The 18,265-nt window shown below is 52.2% G+C and carries 17 protein-coding genes; 5 read left to right on the top strand and 12 right to left on the bottom strand.

Going from position 1 to position 18,265, the window contains the following annotated elements; all coding sequences use genetic code 11:
• Position 1 precedes the first annotated feature (1 nt).
• The 9 genes from WCI03_10020 to WCI03_09980 all read right to left on the bottom strand — a co-directional run bounded on the left by WCI03_10020 (position 2) and on the right by WCI03_09980 (position 11,290).
• Complete coding sequence (locus WCI03_10020; GenBank protein MEI8140190.1) at positions 2-2,134, bottom strand: DEAD/DEAH box helicase family protein; 2,133 nt, start codon at positions 2,132-2,134, stop codon at positions 2-4.
• Complete coding sequence (locus tag WCI03_10015) at positions 2,118-4,808, bottom strand: DNA-directed RNA polymerase subunit alpha C-terminal domain-containing protein (GenBank protein ID MEI8140189.1); 2,691 nt, start codon at positions 4,806-4,808, stop codon at positions 2,118-2,120. The genes WCI03_10020 and WCI03_10015 overlap by 17 nt, the downstream gene beginning before the upstream one ends.
• Positions 4,809-5,048: 240 nt before the next feature.
• The gene (locus WCI03_10010) at positions 5,049-5,552 is read right to left on the bottom strand and encodes a hypothetical protein (GenBank protein MEI8140188.1); all 504 of its coding nucleotides are present in this window, start codon (positions 5,550-5,552) and stop codon (positions 5,049-5,051) included.
• A 33-nt stretch (positions 5,553-5,585) separates the two neighbouring features.
• Entirely contained in the window at positions 5,586-6,257 is a 672-nt protein-coding gene (locus WCI03_10005) for a vWA domain-containing protein (protein ID MEI8140187.1), read from the bottom strand.
• Positions 6,258-6,903: 646 nt separating this feature from the next.
• Positions 6,904-7,431 (bottom strand): hypothetical protein, encoded by a 528-nt coding sequence (locus WCI03_10000; protein ID MEI8140186.1) that lies wholly within the window; start codon positions 7,429-7,431, stop codon positions 6,904-6,906.
• Positions 7,432-7,572: 141 nt separating this feature from the next.
• Complete coding sequence (locus tag WCI03_09995; protein MEI8140185.1) at positions 7,573-8,226, bottom strand: flavodoxin family protein; 654 nt, start codon at positions 8,224-8,226, stop codon at positions 7,573-7,575.
• Between the two features lie 3 nt (positions 8,227-8,229).
• Entirely contained in the window at positions 8,230-9,174 is a 945-nt protein-coding gene (locus tag WCI03_09990) for an ADP-ribosylglycohydrolase family protein (protein ID MEI8140184.1), read from the bottom strand.
• Between the two features lie 128 nt (positions 9,175-9,302).
• Complete coding sequence (locus WCI03_09985) at positions 9,303-10,295, bottom strand: virulence protein RhuM/Fic/DOC family protein (GenBank protein ID MEI8140183.1); 993 nt, start codon at positions 10,293-10,295, stop codon at positions 9,303-9,305.
• A gap of 5 nt (positions 10,296-10,300) precedes the next feature.
• Positions 10,301-11,290, bottom strand: a complete 990-nt coding sequence (locus WCI03_09980) for a WYL domain-containing protein (protein ID MEI8140182.1) — start codon at positions 11,288-11,290, stop codon at positions 10,301-10,303.
• A 135-nt stretch (positions 11,291-11,425) separates the two neighbouring features.
• Between WCI03_09980 and WCI03_09975 the strand changes: the two genes are divergently transcribed.
• Both WCI03_09975 and WCI03_09970 read left to right on the top strand, forming a co-directional pair.
• Entirely contained in the window at positions 11,426-11,716 is a 291-nt protein-coding gene (locus WCI03_09975; GenBank protein ID MEI8140181.1) for a hypothetical protein, read from the top strand.
• A gap of 26 nt (positions 11,717-11,742) precedes the next feature.
• A complete protein-coding gene (locus tag WCI03_09970) occupies positions 11,743-11,946 on the top strand; it encodes a hypothetical protein (protein ID MEI8140180.1) in 204 nt (67 codons plus the stop codon).
• Between the two features lie 226 nt (positions 11,947-12,172).
• Here the strand turns inward: WCI03_09970 and WCI03_09965 are convergent, their stop codons facing one another.
• From WCI03_09965 to WCI03_09955, 3 genes are all read right to left on the bottom strand, one after another.
• Positions 12,173-12,955 (bottom strand): hypothetical protein, encoded by a 783-nt coding sequence (locus tag WCI03_09965; GenBank protein ID MEI8140179.1) that lies wholly within the window; start codon positions 12,953-12,955, stop codon positions 12,173-12,175.
• Entirely contained in the window at positions 12,949-13,932 is a 984-nt protein-coding gene (locus WCI03_09960) for a hypothetical protein (GenBank protein MEI8140178.1), read from the bottom strand. The genes WCI03_09965 and WCI03_09960 overlap by 7 nt, the downstream gene beginning before the upstream one ends.
• A 359-nt stretch (positions 13,933-14,291) precedes the next feature.
• The gene (locus WCI03_09955) at positions 14,292-14,525 is read right to left on the bottom strand and encodes a helix-turn-helix transcriptional regulator (protein ID MEI8140177.1); all 234 of its coding nucleotides are present in this window, start codon (positions 14,523-14,525) and stop codon (positions 14,292-14,294) included.
• Between the two features lie 228 nt (positions 14,526-14,753).
• Between WCI03_09955 and WCI03_09950 the strand changes: the two genes are divergently transcribed.
• From WCI03_09950 to WCI03_09940, 3 genes are all read left to right on the top strand, one after another.
• Entirely contained in the window at positions 14,754-15,914 is a 1,161-nt protein-coding gene (locus WCI03_09950; protein ID MEI8140176.1) for a hypothetical protein, read from the top strand.
• Between the two features lie 464 nt (positions 15,915-16,378).
• Positions 16,379-17,278, top strand: a complete 900-nt coding sequence (locus WCI03_09945) for a PD-(D/E)XK nuclease family protein (GenBank protein ID MEI8140175.1) — start codon at positions 16,379-16,381, stop codon at positions 17,276-17,278.
• Between the two features lie 161 nt (positions 17,279-17,439).
• A partial coding sequence (locus WCI03_09940) for an AAA family ATPase (GenBank protein MEI8140174.1) occupies positions 17,440-18,265 on the top strand: 826 nt, incomplete at its 3' end.

Raw genomic sequence — 18,265 nt, 5'->3', positions numbered from 1 at the left:
CCTAACTCCTATCCTTAATTTCAACTGACTCCATCACCTGGCGGTATATATCCCAAGGCTTGGCATCAAGAAGATGCAACACCTGAAAGGAATCTACGATATTTCTTATGACAGCCCGAGCTTCAAACTCATTTGAGGCATTGGATGCAAACTCCGCAAAACGAGGCATTTCGCGACGAAGTAATCCAAGATCTGATTCGCGACGAAGGTAGGCAAACTCAGCATTAGGTACAACAATAAAATCATAAACATCGGCGCTGCTTTTCCCCTCACATTTTCTCAGGATCCGCCCCCGGCGCTGAATAAATTCCCGAGGATTCGTCGTACTGGCAAGAAAATATGCTGTTTGAGTAGACGGAATATCCACCCCTTCGTCAAGACAATGGATAGCCACAAGCACCTGGACGTCGCCCTTTGCAAATTGTTCTATTAATGTCTCTCTATGCTTCATCGATACAGCATGAACAAACTCATGGCAACGCAAACCCAACCCTGAAACCGCACTAAGAACAGCCTTATGAGAGCCAGGCGCGCAGTAGATAAGCACATTCCGCAACTCTGTGCCAGCGTCCATGCAACCAGCAATTTGACGCCGTAATGCTGTAAGAAGAAGGGGAAGTTTATTCTCAGCAACGGACACAACCTGAGCCCTACGAAGAAGCAGGCGCTTCATCCGCTCTTCAGCCTCACTATCATTATCAAAATTACGACTCGCAAGAACAGCAATAGTGCGGGATAATTCTTCATATTCATCCCGTTCATCTGCGGTCAATTCAGTCAAAATGGGCATGTACCGATACGGTGTTAAGAATTTTCCAATAGCTTCACTCAGGGAAAACTCGAAACAAACGCCAGAGAAATAATCCGAAAGCATCTGACTACCTTCGTCGTCATACCAACGCCGAGGGGTTGCCGACAAGCCCAACCGCATTCCAGCGCCTGTTATTAAAGCATTACGCAGGTGCGGTGACCCTAGACGGTGGACTTCATCAACAATCAATAACGTACTCTCTAAGGGGAGACTTTGGACTGCTGTTGCGAATTTTTTCGTAGAAGCTGTCTCGTGTACGGCAAGAAGACAAATGGAAGGCAACATTCCAAGTTTGTAATCCTGGATTTTGGATCGAACCGAGGAGGGCCAATGATCATGATTCCCGCTACACATAATTGGAAAAAAACCGAAGGTCTCACTATGTTGCCGCCACTGCTCAAGAAGATGAAGATAAGGCACAAGAATGATAATGGCTACCTGCTTCATAGCAATTCTTCGATCGGCAGCCGCTGCAAGAGCTGTAAATGTTTTGCCTGTTCCCGTTGCCATTTCAAAAATACCACGGAAATCATTATCAATCCAAGCATCGATAGCATCTCTTTGATAAGGCCATAATTTGACACCCAACTCGTGAACGGCATCCTCAGGTAGACTGACATGATTTATTTGTGCGGGCACTCTGTAGGGTCGTTCTGCAGTCTGTAGCTTAATTATTTCGTGCCTAATTGCTTCAGGCAGAAGAAGAACCTGGAACTGAGCATTTCCACTTTGCCAAAGTTTGGTTAATCGTGCACGATGCTGTTCAACATATGGGCGTTGACCTTCCTCCCATGACTTGAAAACAGAGAAGGCCTCTCCATTCAATGAGCCCTTAGCGGAGTCGTTAAAAGAGCCGTGTATCGCAACCATATCTTCAAACTTATCAATAAAAACACCAACTTTATCGTGATAGTCGCCCCCCATATCGAATTTTCTAGGAATTGCAAACCTAAGCTCAAGGACACCATCAGCAATCATCCACGCCAAAGCATTTAAAGTATCTTGAGAAAGAGCCTTTTCTAAGTCCACAACGTGCTCTCTAAGAATCTCGTGGAGGACAGTATCGCGCTTTGCGATATCCCCAGCCTGAAGTGCTTCCCAGTCACGTTTCTGCATCAGTGGCGAAGTAACAATACGAGCTCTCCCGCCGCCATTTACGAGGGGGACAATCCCCGCGCATGCACTACGGAGCCAACCTGACGTAAAGAAACCAACACCGCGCCAATAATCCCTAGAATTAGTAAGCAGCGGAACAATGAGATCACGCACCAGATCACAGTCAGCACTGTCATAGACGGGTTTAAGATCAAGTTCTTTGAGCATCAAATAGTTCCTTCAGCATTATTTCAGCGTTCTTTATGACAACGATTTCCCCTGAACCCAGCATGGCGGACGTGAGGCTTTTTATAATTATTCCAGCTTTCACAAGCGCATCTTCGAATTCTGTGAATTTTGCCGCCCCCCCCCAATCACGTTCCAATATATTTCCAATAAGCGATTCCAGACTTTGTATGTGAAATTTATTGTTCCTCGGAAGAAATGCCTCCCGCGCGTTGCCGAGAACCACGTACTGCCCCCCCTTTCTCAACATATCCGCAACCATCGTGTTAGACCAATGAAGACCATCGGGAAGTTCCGGGAGACCTGGCGACTCCACTAAATGCGAGACTCGAGAATAGACACCCCCAGATTGCATGGAGCAGGAATATGCATCAGCAGCAACATTTTCTAGCGCACGTTGTTTTTCGACATTCCAAGCCAAGGTTTGAAAGTGAACTACACATCCAGAATGATACATGCACAAATCCGGCTCTCGGTAAATCGCGTAAACATGCTGCTCTTGATAGCCAAGCTCCTGAACGAAATGTTCATCAAGGTACTCATAGGTACATGGGCGATGAGCTTCGAGGACAAAATTTACCACATGTGTTGTAATTGAGCGCTGACGCTCATCTTCGCCTGCATGGCGCTTTGCTACTTGCGGGTAGCATGGGAGGGTAAATACATCATTTGCGAAGCATTGAAACGCTGAATACAACATGACTGGTCCATCAATACCTACTGTCAAGCATGTCACACATTTATCTCGATAGATTTTTTCAATCGAACAGTGGCCCTCTCCTGAAAGAACTTGCTGTGCATACTCTATGACAGGGCTGAGCGATTCGCAGTCATACTCATAATTATCAAGATGCAGATAGCCCCAATCAGAGGTGCGCATTACATCAGTGAACTGCTGGCATAGAAGGGCGAACTGATGATCCTTCAAAAACATTCTTCTTAACGCAAAGTCCTCCAATTCCTGCTGGGTTACGGGGCCACCAGCATCACGCAAGAAGTTGGTAAGGGCAAGCGAAACAGGTACTCTCTCACTAAAGTTTTTGTAAAGATAGACACTGGGTGGCCGCGGATAGACAAGATTCCTGTGATTGCTTTGTCTTAGGCATGAGTAGAGCGCGGTCTCTGAAGGAAGTAACGCCTGTTCGCACCGAGAATGAAAATGAACAAATGCGCCATATATTGAAACGTAAGGAACATCTTCACTCAGAGCATTAAGTAGCCAGCGTTCAACATCGTGAATAAGACTGAGCGGTAAAACGACATAGTCTCGATGGACATACGTCCCTACATCCCAAAGCATCGCAGTTTCGCAGCGGGACAAAGTCGCATAAGTATTTCGGACAGAAAAGCCGGGACGCCATTTCGCAGCTTCTTCCGCAATTACGGAATAGTGCGTAGGCTTTTTCGCATCGCGCAATATTGTATCGATCATATGGACTATGTTGCCAAATCTAAGTTGCCACATACCCGCAGAATATATCCGTTTCGTCCGCGTTTTGATTCGATTCTTGCACCGTTCGAGCACGGATTCAAATATTGCATCTGACAAAACGGAGGTGTCAGGTATCCAGTTGAGAATATGAGCTTTTTTTTGCAGAACGCCTTTTAGTCTTTCACGCTCTATGCTCCAAAGATCATCAGACCTTCGTTCGTCTGCCTCGCTTAATGCGACCTCACAAATAATAGACGCCAAATTTTCGATCAGAGGCAACGCATCCCCTTTCGTGACATTATTGCCATTTTGAAGTACTAGGCCAGTGTCCTTCCATACTTGAAGCGTCGCAAAATAAGCGATAAGTTCTGTTGCGAATCTAAATTGAGAACTATCGGTTCCTTTACATAAAACATCTTTAACCAATTCTCTAGAAGTTGCTATCCCACCTTTTAGTTCAACGACGACCGCTATCTCTTCCATCAGTGGACGCAACCTAAGTTGTTGATACCGGGCGGCGGCTCTCTTTTCGATGGAATTCTCCATTTGACGAACCCGCTCGCGCGTAACATCGCCAACTTGCTGCGCAACGGAATCAAGCGTCATAGGGGCGAACCCAAGCATACCTTTCCGAAACATGAAAGCATTCGCTTCTCGTTTCGACCTAGCAAGGCCAAGAATCCAGTTAGTCAACCACGGCACGGGATTGGCAACGTCAATCGAGAATTCCTTTATGTTGGGATCCCCTGACTTCACAGCGAAGCGCTGAATCATTTCGGCAACACTACCTTGAATTTTTAAAATTTCGCAGGCTGATTTGCGCCCACAATTACGGCAATCTAAAAGTTGATCCAAATTAAGCCTCATGAATGACTTCAAGTCGCTAATACCTAATGATTGTATCGCATTTGCGGCTCGGACACTGAGTTCACCCTGGATAGCACGAAACACATCGCTCTGGATGGATTCGGAACAATCTTCGATACGTGGCAATTGAACTATTTTGCGCGCGCCTTGCATGCGAAGTTTCGACTGTTTTTTTTCAATCTCGGCAATTGTTCCTTTGCCACAGCCCCAAGTTCTCGACATATCTTCTCTGGTAAGCCGCAAAAAGGCTTCCCCGTCCTTAATAGCGCATTTCTCAAGGACATGCATTGCCCTAACAGATAATTCTGAAGAGATAACATCAAAGGTTGATGCTTGGCTTTTATTTGACATAACCATGCCGACAAAGATTTCGCATGATTCAATCTATACAATCTGTCCAATAAATCAAGATCGGTGCTCATAAGCCTAGTAGTTGGTAACCTACAATGTTAGTAACTCAAACCGTGCCTGTGCACCACGAAAATCTACCAATGACTGGTCCAACGATTTCGATTTACCACTTAAAGCATCACGCTCACCCATCTCGAACAATTCAATAGTCGGCAACGGGACTGGCAATTTATCACCAAGGTCCCACTATTTCACCCTAGCCGCCCAGCGCGTGGCGTCGCGCATGAGGGGGACTTCAATTTTCACCTCAGATTGGATGCGCGTGTAGAGCTTCAAATATTCCCCCAGAACCCGCAGCACATCTTCTCCCATGTCCTTGCCAGGGAAAAACTCAGGTAAGCCCTGGCCGAAGTCCAATCCGAGTTGAATCATCCGAGGCGAAAGTTTAACGCCCATATTATGATTCGTTAGAAGTAACCGGTGGCTTAGATCCGTGGTTTGAGCACAGGCGTCAAGGAACCATGTGGGTGAACCGGTTGAATCCACGTGCAGGAGTTGCAGTAGTTTTTTTTCAAGACGCCAAAGGTCGCGCAGGGATTCTTCCGAGACATTGAGCATCCGGAGGAATGTGATGGTGCGGAGGAAGGCGAGATAAGCGTCTGAGTAGCTAGAACCTTCAAATATCGGCAACTCAAACCGTGTTTGTAAGCCATGGAGATAGAACGCCGAGCGGTTCAACGATTTTGTCATGTTACCAAGCGTGTGCATCGCTATCCCCTTCCCTCACCGTTTCTTTTCGTTTTTCTGCTGGGCGCGGTCCTCTTCGTTGAAGGAAACGGCCGGAACACGATTGGCACGGTAATCTGAAATCCGTTCCGAGGCGCTGAAAAAGGCCGCCGAGGTTCCGTGGGCATCCTTATCGAAGGCCATCGAGGCGCACATCTTGATACCAGTCTTGACGGCATCATTGATGGCGGCCAGATCGGCGCTCAGGAAGACAAACTGCCAGTCGGATTTATCCTGTTTCACCTTGACCATCTTCTCCACCTGACCCTTGGTGAATTCACGACTGGAATTCTCCTGTCCGTCGGTGATGATAACCATGACCACACGAGCGGGCCGCGCCTTGGCCGGCATGGCCGCCAGACTAGCCTCCAGGTCGTTGATCCCCCGCCCCATGGCATCCAGCGGCGTGCTGGCGCGAGGCACAAATGTTTCCCGCGTCAATTCCGGGACATCCGCCAGAGGCATGAACTTGTGAATGACCTCGTAGGGATCCTGGGAGTCGAATTGGATCAGGGAGAGCGTTGCCTTGCCAGGCTCCGCCTGCTGCTTCTTCAGGAATGTGTTGAATCCACCGATGGTGTCGTCACGGATCGAATCCATGGAGCCGGTACGGTCCAAGATAACCACCATGTGAACGTAATCTTTTTGAGACGCTTTTTGTGTTTTCATGGGGGTATATTCGCATAAGGGCACGGACAAATAGCGTCCGTGTGATTCCGGGAAGAGAAGAGGGACTTCACCACCCTCCTTCGTCCCGCAGGCGGGACTACGGAGGGCAGGCTGATTGAGGGAAGCGAAGAAATCCGGAGTAGGATTTTTGAACAGCAGCCTACGATACTCCGTCCGACATGCCGGCGGCCATGGAAGCTCGCAAAGATCGCGAAGGGAAGATGTTTACCACCCGCTTCGCTCGAGACTCCGAGACACCGAGCCTACTTCGCCAAGGCTACGAAGGCCGGGAAAGAAAATGCAAATGTGGCGTTAATTTTTCCACACGAGTACATGTGGAGAAAATAAACGCCACGGTTTCTTGAAGGAATACGGTGAGGGGGAGGAGATACACCGCAGAAAAATTCAGAAACGGTTCTTCCTGGTGCGCCACGGGCGCATCCGCCTGTGGCGGAGAATTGGGGGAAATATAATGCTCGTGATCTTAGTGTGATTTTGGTGAAGCAAGCGATGCTATCTGCTCCAAGCGCTGGACAAGAAGGGGGAGGCGCGCTTGACTGGCATCATCTGAGGGGAGATGGCCTGGCAGTGCATCTCGAAAAGCTGACAACTGAAGCAAGGCCAGAATGTTCACGCCCTCTGAATATCAACGGGGCGCATAGTACTCCAATCGTTCGCGTATAATTTTCTCGGCCAATTCCCGCTCTCGGGCACGTCCTGCCCCCCGCAGGGCATCGGCAAGGACAAGCCACTCATAAAGCGCCGGATCCTGCCGGATCGCAACAGCGACCGATCGGCAGATGGGGCGAATTTCCAAACCAGCTGACTCGCCTTCCGGGTCCGGCCAAACGGGAATATCTGGATCATCATCTGAGACCCGGAAATGACTGGAGAGTGGGGCTGCAGCAAAACCTGTACGGATCCCCCTGGTTCGCCCCCCTGGTCGAACGGGCAGCACATACTTCAACCCATGAATCATAAACTCCGCCACAGCGAATCTGTTGGGTTGATAGGTTGCTGGATGGATAAGCCCAGCGCTGCGGGCCCGATGAAAGGCGGCATGGGCTTCAGAGGCACTAATCCCTAACTGCTTTCCCATCAAGGCAAAACTCCCCGGCCATTCTGTCGCCAGCAACTTGAGTACAACAAGGATGTCTTGTGGCTTGATAATCATGCAGATACGCTATTCGCGAATAGCGAATAAGTCAACATAAATGAGCTATTACCCATACCTATTAGCCAATACAAAGCCAGACATTACCCTCTTTATTACCTTCATATAAAGGTATTACCTCTTTTCCCATACCTCATAACATCACATCCAACCCTTATCCTGCCAGTACTTGTACTCGTAGGGCCAGTGATCTTTGTGGAAGGCAATGAGGTTGCGGAAACGGATCTGCTGGGACTGAATGGCCTGAGCCTGATCCGGCCATGACTGTTTATTCGAAATCGCGGCGACCAGCTCATTGCCCAGCCTTCCGGCGGCAACGACATCGGATTCGCTCAACGGCACTCGGGCATCAACGCCCCCAACAAACTGCGCGCCTACCGTCACGGCATATCGTTTCATGAACGCCATCGTCGCCTCACCGCCTCCTCCGCCGCTGGTTGTCAGCGCGGCCATATATTTACCGGTCAGCCGCAGGCAGTGGACAAAGTGGCTGGTACGGTCAAGAAGCGCCTTCATTTGGGCGGTAACGTGGTCGAGGTAGACCGGAGATGCCAGCACGATCCCATCCGCCTCCAGCATCTGGCGCAGGATAGCCCGGCAGTCATCGTTCAGAACACAGTCAGGCCCCTTATGACAGGCTTCACAAGCCTGGCAGAAGCCGATCCGAGCCTTGCCCAGATCGACGAATTCGACCTGGGCCCCTTTGGTTGCGGCTTCGGCCAGTAGTGTTTCGAGTAAGGCACGGGTTTGGCTTTTGGTGCCCCTGGGACTACCACAGATTCCGAGTATTTTCATCGTTTATTCTCCTTGTACAGATCCACTGGAGGACAGTGTATGTAATTTATCTGCGAACGCCAAAATCACATCTTTCATGGCCACGATGTCCCGCCATGACTTGGGGATGGCATCGTAGCCATAAAAGGCGCCGGCGATCTGGCCATATACTGCGCCGGTCGTGTCGGCATCGTCGCCGAGGTTGACGGCCAGTAAGGCACCCTCCTGGAAGTCGTTGCCTTTGTGGAATGCCCAGAGCGCGGCTTCCAGGGATCGGACAACGTGCCCTGTGCCTCTGATCTCTGGCGGATTACGGAGTTTGAATAAGCCGGCGGCGATCTCGGCTATTTCCGGACATAGCGGGTGTGCGTGCCAGTATCCAGGTATTGGCGCCCAGTGATCGGACAAAAGATCGTTCTTCCCTACCCCGTTGAGTGCCCCTGCAATGAGTCCGCCCATATACCGGCATGCATCCACACAGGTACTGGCACCGTGAGTTGTGCGGGAACTGTCTCCGGAACGCTCGATGGCCTCGACCGCGCTGCTGGCAAAGAACATGGGCACTGGCGCCAACCGCATGATGCTACCGTTGCCGGCGGCATGTGGATTGGTGGACCCGCAATAGGGGGCGTGAGTGGCTATAAAGGTCTCCAGGGCGGACCTGGTGGTGCCTCCGATGTCGAAGCACCTGCCAGTGCAACCGAAGTGGCCTTGTCGGTACCAGCGCACATACCGCTCCAATTGATCGACCGGGTCGAAGCCTCGTTTTTCCACGAGGCTTTCGGCCAGGCAAAGGGCCATGGAGGTATCATCGGTCCATTGGCCAGGTTTGAGGCCAAATGGGCCGCCTCCGACAACATCGGTTATTGGCTTAAAACTGCCAGGCGGCTTGAATTCCAGGGTGGTGCCCAAGGCATCGCAAACGGCGAGGCCAATCACGGTACCGCGGTATCGGTCTTGAGTGTTCATAATAATTTCAGGGATTTTGCGGCGGTTTGGCTGCGATCAGGAAAGGTTCAACATGTGCTCCACAGGCGCATCCGCCTGAGGCGGAGATAGACAGGATGTACATGATTGAACTGATATCTTGGGGCGAATCAGAGGTTCTCGCGGTTGATCAGGTTGACGATGACCTTGACAACGGTATCCTTATCGGAGGCCCGACTTTCCGCAATCAGAAGTGTCAATGCCACCAGTGCGTTATCCCCGATCCGCTTACGACCCTCTGTCCCGTAAAGAATGGCATTGGCCTCCATAAACCACAGGAACATGAAGGCACCAATGCGTTTGTTCCCGTCCACGAATGAATGATTCTTGACTACAAAGTACAACAGGTGCGCGGCCTTTTCCTCCAGGCTAGGATAAACATCTTTTCCGCCAAAGGTCTGATAGATGGTGGCCATTGAACTTCTGAATGACGCATCCTTTTCCCGACCGAACAAACTGCCCCTGGCTCCATCCTGCCGGCCAAGCTTGGCAATACCGTCCATAGCCATTTCATAGGTCAGAATATATGCCGGGGTAGTCGTCGTTCCCTGAAACGTTAACCGCTGATGGTCGTATTGATCCAGAAGCCTCAATGCAAGGGCATAATCAGTGATCACTTTCAACAGACCGGTCGCCTGATCCTTCTGGAGCTCATGGTTTTCGAGCAGGCGTCCCATGAGTTCCACGGTCTTCTGCAATTCCTGAAGCCGGGCATTCTGCGCCAGCAGGCGCTTCTCGTTAACCGTGTAGCCCCGGAGAAGGTGTTCTTTGAGCACCTGGGTCGCCCAGATGCGGAACTGGGTACCTTGTTTCGATTTCACCCGATATCCAACAGAGATAATCACATCAAGACTGTACAGAATCACAGGTTTGGCTGAATCAGCAATATGCATTTTTTGCATATTGCTTTCCTGTTCTAACTCGCCTTCAGAGAACAGGTTACGAATATGCCTGGAAATGACCGATTGATCACGTTGAAAGAGAGCCATTATCTGAGTCTGATTCAGCCATACGGTATCTTGCGCCAAATTGACTTCCAGCGACGTCCTGCCATCTTTGGCCTTATAGATGACGATATCGTTTTGGTTTTCCTGCTTTTTCATCCCAGTCATCCTTTCCTCTTCTTCCGCCGGACCTTGCACATGGCCGTAATCTCATCATCGACCATTTTCTTGAGTTCGCCGGGGGCCTGAACTTTGACCCAGCGGCCCCAGGCCATTACCCAGCGGAAAACCTCGTAGACACCGGCGGCGGAGAAGGAGAGCTCTATGTCGCCGTTCTTCCTCTTGCGGATAACCTGCTTGGGGCCCCATTGCTTTTCCAGGACCCAGGTTGCCACCTCTTTGTTAAAGAGGAGCCGGACGCTGTGGTTGTGGTCATTCAGGACAAAACGGCCAAACGTGTTGGCGAGCAGCGTCTTGGGATCGAAATCGGCAGGTGTATCGAATGAACGGTCGGTCAGTTTGACTGACTGGATACGACCGATGGAGAACTGGCGGACGCGGTCCTCACCTTCGATTTTGCCGAACAGGTACCATTCCCCCTGCAGGTTGGCCATATGCAGTGGCGCGATCATCCGCCCGGGCGTAATCCCTTTATCAGGGCTCCGATAGACCAGAGACAGCCATTTTTGGTTCACCAGCCCACGGACGACTGTCGACCAGGTCTCCATATCAATGGCACGCGTCGGCGGGGTGGTAAAGCTGAACTTGTTGAAGATGAGTTCCGGCCGGACTGTGATCTTATCGGGCAGTAGGTCGGTTATCTTGCTGAAGACCCGCTCCAGTTCGGCGGCAATCGGGGTCCCCCGGTATTGTTCAAGGGCCTTCTCGGCCACCAGTATGGCCACCAGGTCACCCTCACTGACACTGATAGATGGCATGAACCATTGTGTGGTGGTGTAGTAGAAGCCCTTTTTCTCGCGGTCGTAGTCGATCGGGGCGTTCAGGCTATCGCGCAGGAAGTCAATGTCACGCTGGACGGTCTTCTGGGAGACTTCCCAGTCGGCGGAGAAGTTGAGGCAGTTGGGGTAAAGGCCCTGACGGATGCGCTTGTCGAGTTCGAGAAGGCGGGAAAACTGGGACTTGTTTCTTTTCACGATGCTCATCCCTCCATAGTTACATGGTTAGACGGTCAAAAACTGTCCGTCATAAATTTAATCTGACGGACATCATCTGTACACCATCAGACGGCATACTGTCCAAAGATAAAGAGTATGAAAGGAACGGCGCGTATGACAAATGCTGAACGTGATGCCAATGAAGTGATGGAGATGAAGTTGAGATGCGTGAGTCTGATACTGGACTGCCCGCTCAACCGTAATGCCACAAGTTGCCCGTTCCACAGGGTGCGGCAGGAGGAATCGGTGGCGACACGTGTGAACTGGGTGAAAAGTCTGGATGCCGAGAGACTGACAGGGTTGCTGGCCAGACATGAGAAATGTATTGGCGGGAAGAGGGAGAAGATAATTCGACCCCAGGACACTATATGTCCGACCCCCTGTGATAGGGTTGCGGGAAAGTAATAGATTTGAGTGATGGAGGAATGAATATGGGCGCACCAATTTTTATAGACAGCATGGTACTGACCTTGGGGCGGTTCCTGCGGAATCGGGAGCAGAAGAGAGATGTTCCGGTGGAGCGGGTTGAAATGAGTGCGAGTGACCGGGAGGAAGAGGCCCCCACCCTCATCACGCTCAGCAGTGGACAGATGCTTTTACCGGGTATTGGGGTGACACATCGGTTTATGCAGTGAGAGGGAAGTGTTTGATGGGGAATCGGACGTAGCGGACAGATGGGACGGATCACCGCAATCAGCCGTCTGACTTGGGGGGTGACTTGGGGGGTGACTTGGGGGGTGAGCGGAAAGGTGAGACCACAGACCATAGACCGCAGACTGTAGACTTGAGATTTCAGAGAGATGAGACGTGAAGCGTGAGATTTGAGATTTCAGAGGGAGGGACCAGGGGACGGCAGGGTGTTCAAGGTTTCACCTGAAAATACGTTTTCATGATGCCGATCAAATCGGACGGGGTCATGCGAATGCCGCTGTTGTCCAGGGATTGCCGGATGGCTGTCCATTCGGGCGACTCGGCAGGAAAAATCGCCAGAAAGGTTTTAAGGTCATCCAATATTCCTGAAGGGGTATCCAGTTTCTCGCCAACCGGCAGGAGTGTAGCCAATCGGAAAATATCCGCCCGGTGCTTGCTCACATCGTCATCCTTGACCTTCGTGTCACCTTGCGAGCGGCGCTGGGTGAGATCCAGCCATGCGCGGACCTTGAGTACGATCAGCCCAGCGGGCTTTATGAGTGGGAGACCATCCACCAAATCTCTCTGGCCCATGATAAACCCGTAATAATCGGGATCCATGAGAATGGCTGAAAGACTAGAGAGGTGCTCGTCGGCAGGAATCGGGATGACATGCTGTCCCGGCAGAATCTCAATTTCCATGGGTGCCGAAGAGAAGAGTTCGATCATCTTGGGATATTTCGCCCTGGCAGGTTTGATGAAACGGAAATAGGTTCGTTTGCCGTCGGACCGCTGTCCGATTTCGTATCCCCCCTCCTTGATGAACATCCAGAAGCGGGAAAAGAAACGAAGTTGAACGGCTTCCAGAACCAACACCATGTCAATATCCTTGGTGGCACGAAAACGGCCGCCAAAACTCGTGAACCAGGCATCGCAGGCCGCGCCGCCGATGAGGACGAATGAATCCTCGAATCCAACAAAATGATGCTTGAAGGTTTCCATCCCGGTTACCATTGCATATCCTCCAATAAAGATTTGGAAGCCAGACGCACCCGCTCATCGGGAAAATCTGCGAGGCTTAGGAACAAAGAAAGAGGATCCACCATGTCCGCCCCTGCCAGGAGTCCGGGATCATAGCGCCAGCACTCAACTCGGGCGGACGCTTCCTCAACATGGCCCACTTCCGTTACAGAGGGAAGATCAATCAGTTTCTTCCAGGCATTGCCATAACAGGCATAGGTGGGGAGAGGATCGTCTTCCAGCAGACTGTGTTTTGACAAGGCGGTGAGCCCGGCAAGACGCAATTCAGACGGCGGTTTTTGAAATTTGGCCCAATGAGCACGTCCGACAGGAGATCGCAGGGTTGGCAGGGCGGTTTCCCACAAGGCGCGTTTTTGATGAAGGAACCGGAGCCCGCGCGGTTTGGCCCCCTCCTCTCTCATGCAAAGGTTATGAGCAACCAGTTCATCGCGCACCTTGGTCATGGTCATGGCGGAATAGCCCAGCCATTCGGCCCATTGATTCAGCAGGGTTCCGTCGGGTTGAGGACGGTAGAGTTGATACAGGACCGCGACCTGGGCGGCGGCGGAGAGTTTCACGGCCTTTACTGTACGCATGAACTTCTCGCACAAACTGATGAACGGAGGGATGAAGAGTTGGAGTCCAGGCACAACGAAAGGCAAACCCAACTGGACAAAGCGATTGCGGCGGTAGGCATCCATGGTCGGATACACAAAGACCACCGGACACTTGAACTGATTCGTCAGGAGATGATGGATGGATTTGAGGTCCGCCGCGGATGGCCCCTCCTTATCAGATTCCACCTGGGCCAGAATGAGCAACTGATCAAGCCAACGCCATTCTATGAAATGGTAGTCAGAAGTCAGGAAAACAGGCAGTCCAGACAACCGATCAGCAGGAAGTGGCCCCAGATCCGCGGTTTTCCCCAGAATCTGCTCCAAGTATTGGGCTAACTGTTGATTGATCTTCATACTTAAATAATACATCATATTTTCGACATTAAAGCAATATAGTTTATTATCTATTTTTCGGTTTACTTATTTACAAATAGGCTCAAAGAATGCCGCCGGGGACGGTTCGACTGCGCTCACCGCAGGCAGCGGCTACTACAGTGGGGAAGCAGTTGGGGGTGGGAGGAGAAGGAGAACAGACCACAGACCATAGACCGCAGACATCAGACTTGAGATTTTAGAAGACAGATGGGACTGATGGGACAAAAGGGAAAGATCGTGGTGATGGTGGGTGGGCGGAAAACAGTGGGCAGTGACCGACGCTCATCCTGAATCAGCGAATGTATTAGTCCGGTGTCACGAATTGGACAATATAGCGGTCAAAGTTTGGCAGAATTGATGATCGTCCCAAGAGACGTCTCGAGCGCCTTGGCGAAACGCATGAGCAGGTCAAAGGTGACGTTCTGTTCGCCGCGCTCAACGGTGCCAACGTAATTGCGATGGCAATCAATGAGCTCAGCCAAATCCTCCTGGGACAGGCCGATGGCACGGCGGCGCTCTCGTATGGCCGCCCCAAGCCGACAACGTTGCGGGGATGCAGAACGAACAGTCATGCGTATAGGGCAACACATCAGCGAAAGAATGACTACCCACTATAATAGTGCATTCGCAAAAAATTCAGCTTTTCGCTGATTTTTTTGAGATACGCTTTACTGATAGCTTTTGGGTTGTTAAAATGATTGTTTTCGTTGTCAGATACAATTTATGGGTCACGAACATTAGAGAGATGTTTGTGGCTCATTTTCTTTGCAGTCATGTGGAATGTTGGAAGGAAAGTGCAAATGTCTGTATGTTGCGAGTTTCTTCGTGCTGAATGGGATATCTTCTACCCTGCCGATTTGGATGAAAAACGTGTACCGCAGATTCTACGACCATTGACGAATGTCGAGCATGAGATGAACGCCTTCCCCTGGTATACGGTGGGGCGACTTGTTGAGCTTTTGGAAAAGCCAGAATCGAGTTTCGCGTACCTCCATGTGACGGTTTATTTCCGGGCGCGGGCGGCCATGCTGGCACTGAACGGGGATATTCTGGATCACACGGAACTCTTCGGCGCCTTAAGCAAGCACCAGTTACAGGTTGGAGGGATTTACCGGAAGCACCTGCAGAACTACCTGCTGATGTGTATGCAAAAGCACAACATGGCCCGGTTACCAGAGTGCGACCGGCATAGAATGGACCCCTTTGATGACCCGGGTGAGACGGAAAAGAACCGCGATCTGATGCGGCGCTGCATCCAGGCGGCAGAGCGAGCTTTCATCAACACTCTGAATTTTATCAGCGAAGGCCCGGAAATGGACGCGAGGATAGAGGGGGAAAGCGTCGAGTTCTGGGTAAAGAGAATCGAAAGAGACAAGGCCATGGATGTGCGGGTGCGGGTGACCCGGCATGCTGGCGGATATAGAGTGAAGCCTTGCAGAGATGAGGCGATAGCGACTTTCGGCGCCGGTGGGATAGCAAGGGCGTTTGACGTGCGTTTACAGGAGGAATTCCCTTTTGGGCCGACGGCGACTGAAGGCGGTAAGGATCGCCATACTGACGCCCACAGTGGGCGACGTAGAGGAAAAGAGAAAGTAGCGAAGGGTGATGACACCACTGCCACGGTTGCCCAGCAAGCTGCGGAAATCGCACTGGCCACCATTGCGCCCGCATTACGGTGTTCAAAGTTGAACCCGAACCGGGGCGCAACTGATGATTTGGTGCAGGCCTACAACCTGGAACGGAAGAAACATGCGACAGACAGGGAAACGTTTAGGGCCCTATCACGTTTGGACATTGAAACGGCGCGCAAGACCCCCGACAAAGCACCTTGGATGCGATTGAGCGAAGCCAACCGACATTATAGACAGGCAGTACATGGTGACGCGATGAGAGCTGTGGACATCGCGACACGTGCAGTCGCTCTTCATCGGCGATATCGCCGGGCCATCGGACAAACCTAGCGGCTGGGCGCAAATAAGAGCCGGATGGTTTGTTGGACATTCGTGCGGACATTTTTGCGACATTTTTGTCTGGAAATGCGGACATTTGGACATTTTGTGGACATTTGGACATTTGTCCGGACATTCGAGCGAAACCCCCGTAAATATTGGCCAGGATGGTGCTGCGAGCTGCGCGGTTCTGGACATTTGGACATTTTTTACGGACATTTCGCGGACATTTTGCGGACATTTGGTCGAAAATGGACATTTGGACGACCGAGTGGACATTTTGTGGACATTTTCCCACATATTTTCCCTATTTCTTAAGAAGCTCAAAAGGCCGCAACGGCCTTTGTTTATAGGGGTATGAGCCCATCCAACCCTTTTGCGGGTGTGGACATTTTGTGGACATTTCGACCGCCAGAAATGGCGCGCCCCCTTCCTTCTTGCAATCGTGTTGCCATGCAACATGAAAGGGAGATGCGATGAAGGAATTATTGACGGCGACGAGAATGGCGACGTTGTTGGGGTGTCCGCGGCGGCATTACTGGCGGTATGAGATTGGAATGAAGCGAACTGTGGACGCTGATGCGTTGCGGTTTGGGACGGCCTGGCATGCGGCAATGGAGGCACGTTGGACGGGCGCGGATTTGGAGGCCGCCTTTGCGGCCGCCCTGGATGGAAAGACGGAATTGGGCGAAGTGCAACTAGCCACCCTCTCTGGGATGTTGGCGGGTTATTACACCTGCTATGCGGCTGATCCAATCAAGAGCGTACACCCGGAGGTTGAATTCCGTCACCCGCTGGCCGGATCCCGCACATTCGAGAGCGCCGGCAAAATTGACGGGCTTGCCGTCATGCACGATGGGCGGTTGGCCCTGGTGGAACATAAGACGGCCGGCTGCGACATCGCCCCCGACAGTGACTATTGGTTACGCCTGCGCGGGAATGCCCAGGTGATGCAGTACGTCCTGGCAGCGCGCGCGCTCGGGTGGGATGTGGCGCTCGTGATCTATGACGTAGCACGCAAACCGGCGATCCGTCAGAAGCAGGGCGAAACGGCGGAGCAGTTCGGCGACCGGCTTGGGGCAGACACCAAGGATCGTCCGGAATTCTATTTCGCCAGGCGCGAAGTGCCGATCCTCGAAGATGACCTGGCCGAATTCGAAGTTCAGCGGCAGGTACTCGCCCGTCAGATCCTCTCCTGCCGCGGTGAGGCGCGCCGTACGAAGCGTCCCGAGCACGGCTGGCCGCGCAATGTCGGGGAAATGACCTGCAAACTCTGTGACTACGCAGGGTTCTGCCTGCAGAACGCGGTGATTGATGCGGAGCATCCGCCAGCGGGGTTTGTGGTTGGGGAGGTGCATGGGGAGTTGAGCCAGTAGGCAGACATCAGACTGCAGACTGCAGACTGCAGACATTAGACCAAATCAGGGGGAAAAGAGGAGAAAGCAACCCTCACCCCCACCCCTTCGACCGGGCTCAGGGCAGGCCCTCTCCCCTCCTCCGCCACAGGCGGATCTGCGACAGGGAGAGGGTGAAGATCGTGAAAACAAGAGAAACCAAGAAAGGAAAGGAAGATATGACGGAGATGAAGTTGGGAAATACAGGCAGGCAGAGGGTGTTGGCGCCACCGGCGGTGCCGATGGCACAGATGAGAAAGGCGGTGCAGTTTGGACAGGTGGCTACAACGAGCGGACACCGGGTGTTGATTTATGGTCCTGGCGGAATCGGCAAGACGACGCTGGCGTCGCAGTTGCCGGGGCCGGTCGCGTTCATCGACCTGGATGAATCGCTGCCGCGCTTGCGGTTGCAGTTGGAGGAATCCGGACGGATGGCAAACATCATGCCGGTGACGGGGATCCACAACTGGCAGACGTTGCGCGATGTGATCCAGGCGGATGGTTGGGAAAAGGTGCAGAGCATCGTGATCGACACCGGGACACGAGCCGAGGAACTGGCCGTGGCGCATACCTTGGAGACCGTCCTGGCAGACGGAAAACGGATAAACAATGTCGAGGGGTACGGGTACGGCAGGGGGTTTGGCTTCGTGTTCGACACGTTCCTCCCCCTGTTGGCCGATCTGGATCGCCACGCGCGGGCCGGTCGGAACGTCGTGCTGGTCTGCCACGATTGCACATCCACTGTGCCGAACCCGGCCGGGGAGGACTGGCTCCGATATGAACCCCGGCTCCAGAGCCCGAACAGTGGGAAGGCCTCCATTCGATTACGTGTCCGGGAATGGGCCGATCACGTTTTGTTTGTCGGGTACGACGTGAGCGTCGGAAAGGATGGCAAGGGGCGTGGGGCCGGGACTCGGACCCTGTATTCGGCGGAAGTGCCGCATTGCATGGCGAAGAGCCGGACGACGC

It is taken from the genome of bacterium, assembly GCA_037143175.1.
Taxonomy (GTDB): Bacteria; Verrucomicrobiota; Kiritimatiellia; order CAIKKV01; family CAITUY01; genus JAABPW01.
This window is presented reverse-complemented; position numbering and strand designations above follow the sequence as displayed.

Excerpts from the sequence above, each read along its gene's own strand:
- WCI03_10020 (MEI8140190.1), bottom strand. The coding sequence starts at position 2,134 with ATGCTCAAAGAACTTGATCTTAAACCCGTCTATGACAGTGCTGACTGT.
- WCI03_10015 (MEI8140189.1), bottom strand. The coding sequence starts at position 4,808 with ATGGTTATGTCAAATAAAAGCCAAGCATCAACCTTTGATGTTATCTCT.
- WCI03_10010 (MEI8140188.1), bottom strand. The coding sequence starts at position 5,552 with ATGACAAAATCGTTGAACCGCTCGGCGTTCTATCTCCATGGCTTACAA.
- WCI03_10005 (MEI8140187.1), bottom strand. The coding sequence starts at position 6,257 with ATGAAAACACAAAAAGCGTCTCAAAAAGATTACGTTCACATGGTGGTT.
- WCI03_10000 (MEI8140186.1), bottom strand. The coding sequence starts at position 7,431 with ATGATTATCAAGCCACAAGACATCCTTGTTGTACTCAAGTTGCTGGCG.
- WCI03_09995 (MEI8140185.1), bottom strand. The coding sequence starts at position 8,226 with ATGAAAATACTCGGAATCTGTGGTAGTCCCAGGGGCACCAAAAGCCAA.
- WCI03_09990 (MEI8140184.1), bottom strand. The coding sequence starts at position 9,174 with ATGAACACTCAAGACCGATACCGCGGTACCGTGATTGGCCTCGCCGTT.
- WCI03_09985 (MEI8140183.1), bottom strand. The coding sequence starts at position 10,295 with ATGAAAAAGCAGGAAAACCAAAACGATATCGTCATCTATAAGGCCAAA.
- WCI03_09975 (MEI8140181.1), top strand. The coding sequence starts at position 11,426 with ATGACAAATGCTGAACGTGATGCCAATGAAGTGATGGAGATGAAGTTG.
- WCI03_09970 (MEI8140180.1), top strand. The coding sequence starts at position 11,743 with ATGGGCGCACCAATTTTTATAGACAGCATGGTACTGACCTTGGGGCGG.
- WCI03_09965 (MEI8140179.1), bottom strand. The coding sequence starts at position 12,955 with ATGGTAACCGGGATGGAAACCTTCAAGCATCATTTTGTTGGATTCGAG.
- WCI03_09960 (MEI8140178.1), bottom strand. The coding sequence starts at position 13,932 with ATGAAGATCAATCAACAGTTAGCCCAATACTTGGAGCAGATTCTGGGG.
- WCI03_09955 (MEI8140177.1), bottom strand. The coding sequence starts at position 14,525 with ATGACTGTTCGTTCTGCATCCCCGCAACGTTGTCGGCTTGGGGCGGCC.
- WCI03_09950 (MEI8140176.1), top strand. The coding sequence starts at position 14,754 with ATGTCTGTATGTTGCGAGTTTCTTCGTGCTGAATGGGATATCTTCTAC.
- WCI03_09945 (MEI8140175.1), top strand. The coding sequence starts at position 16,379 with ATGAAGGAATTATTGACGGCGACGAGAATGGCGACGTTGTTGGGGTGT.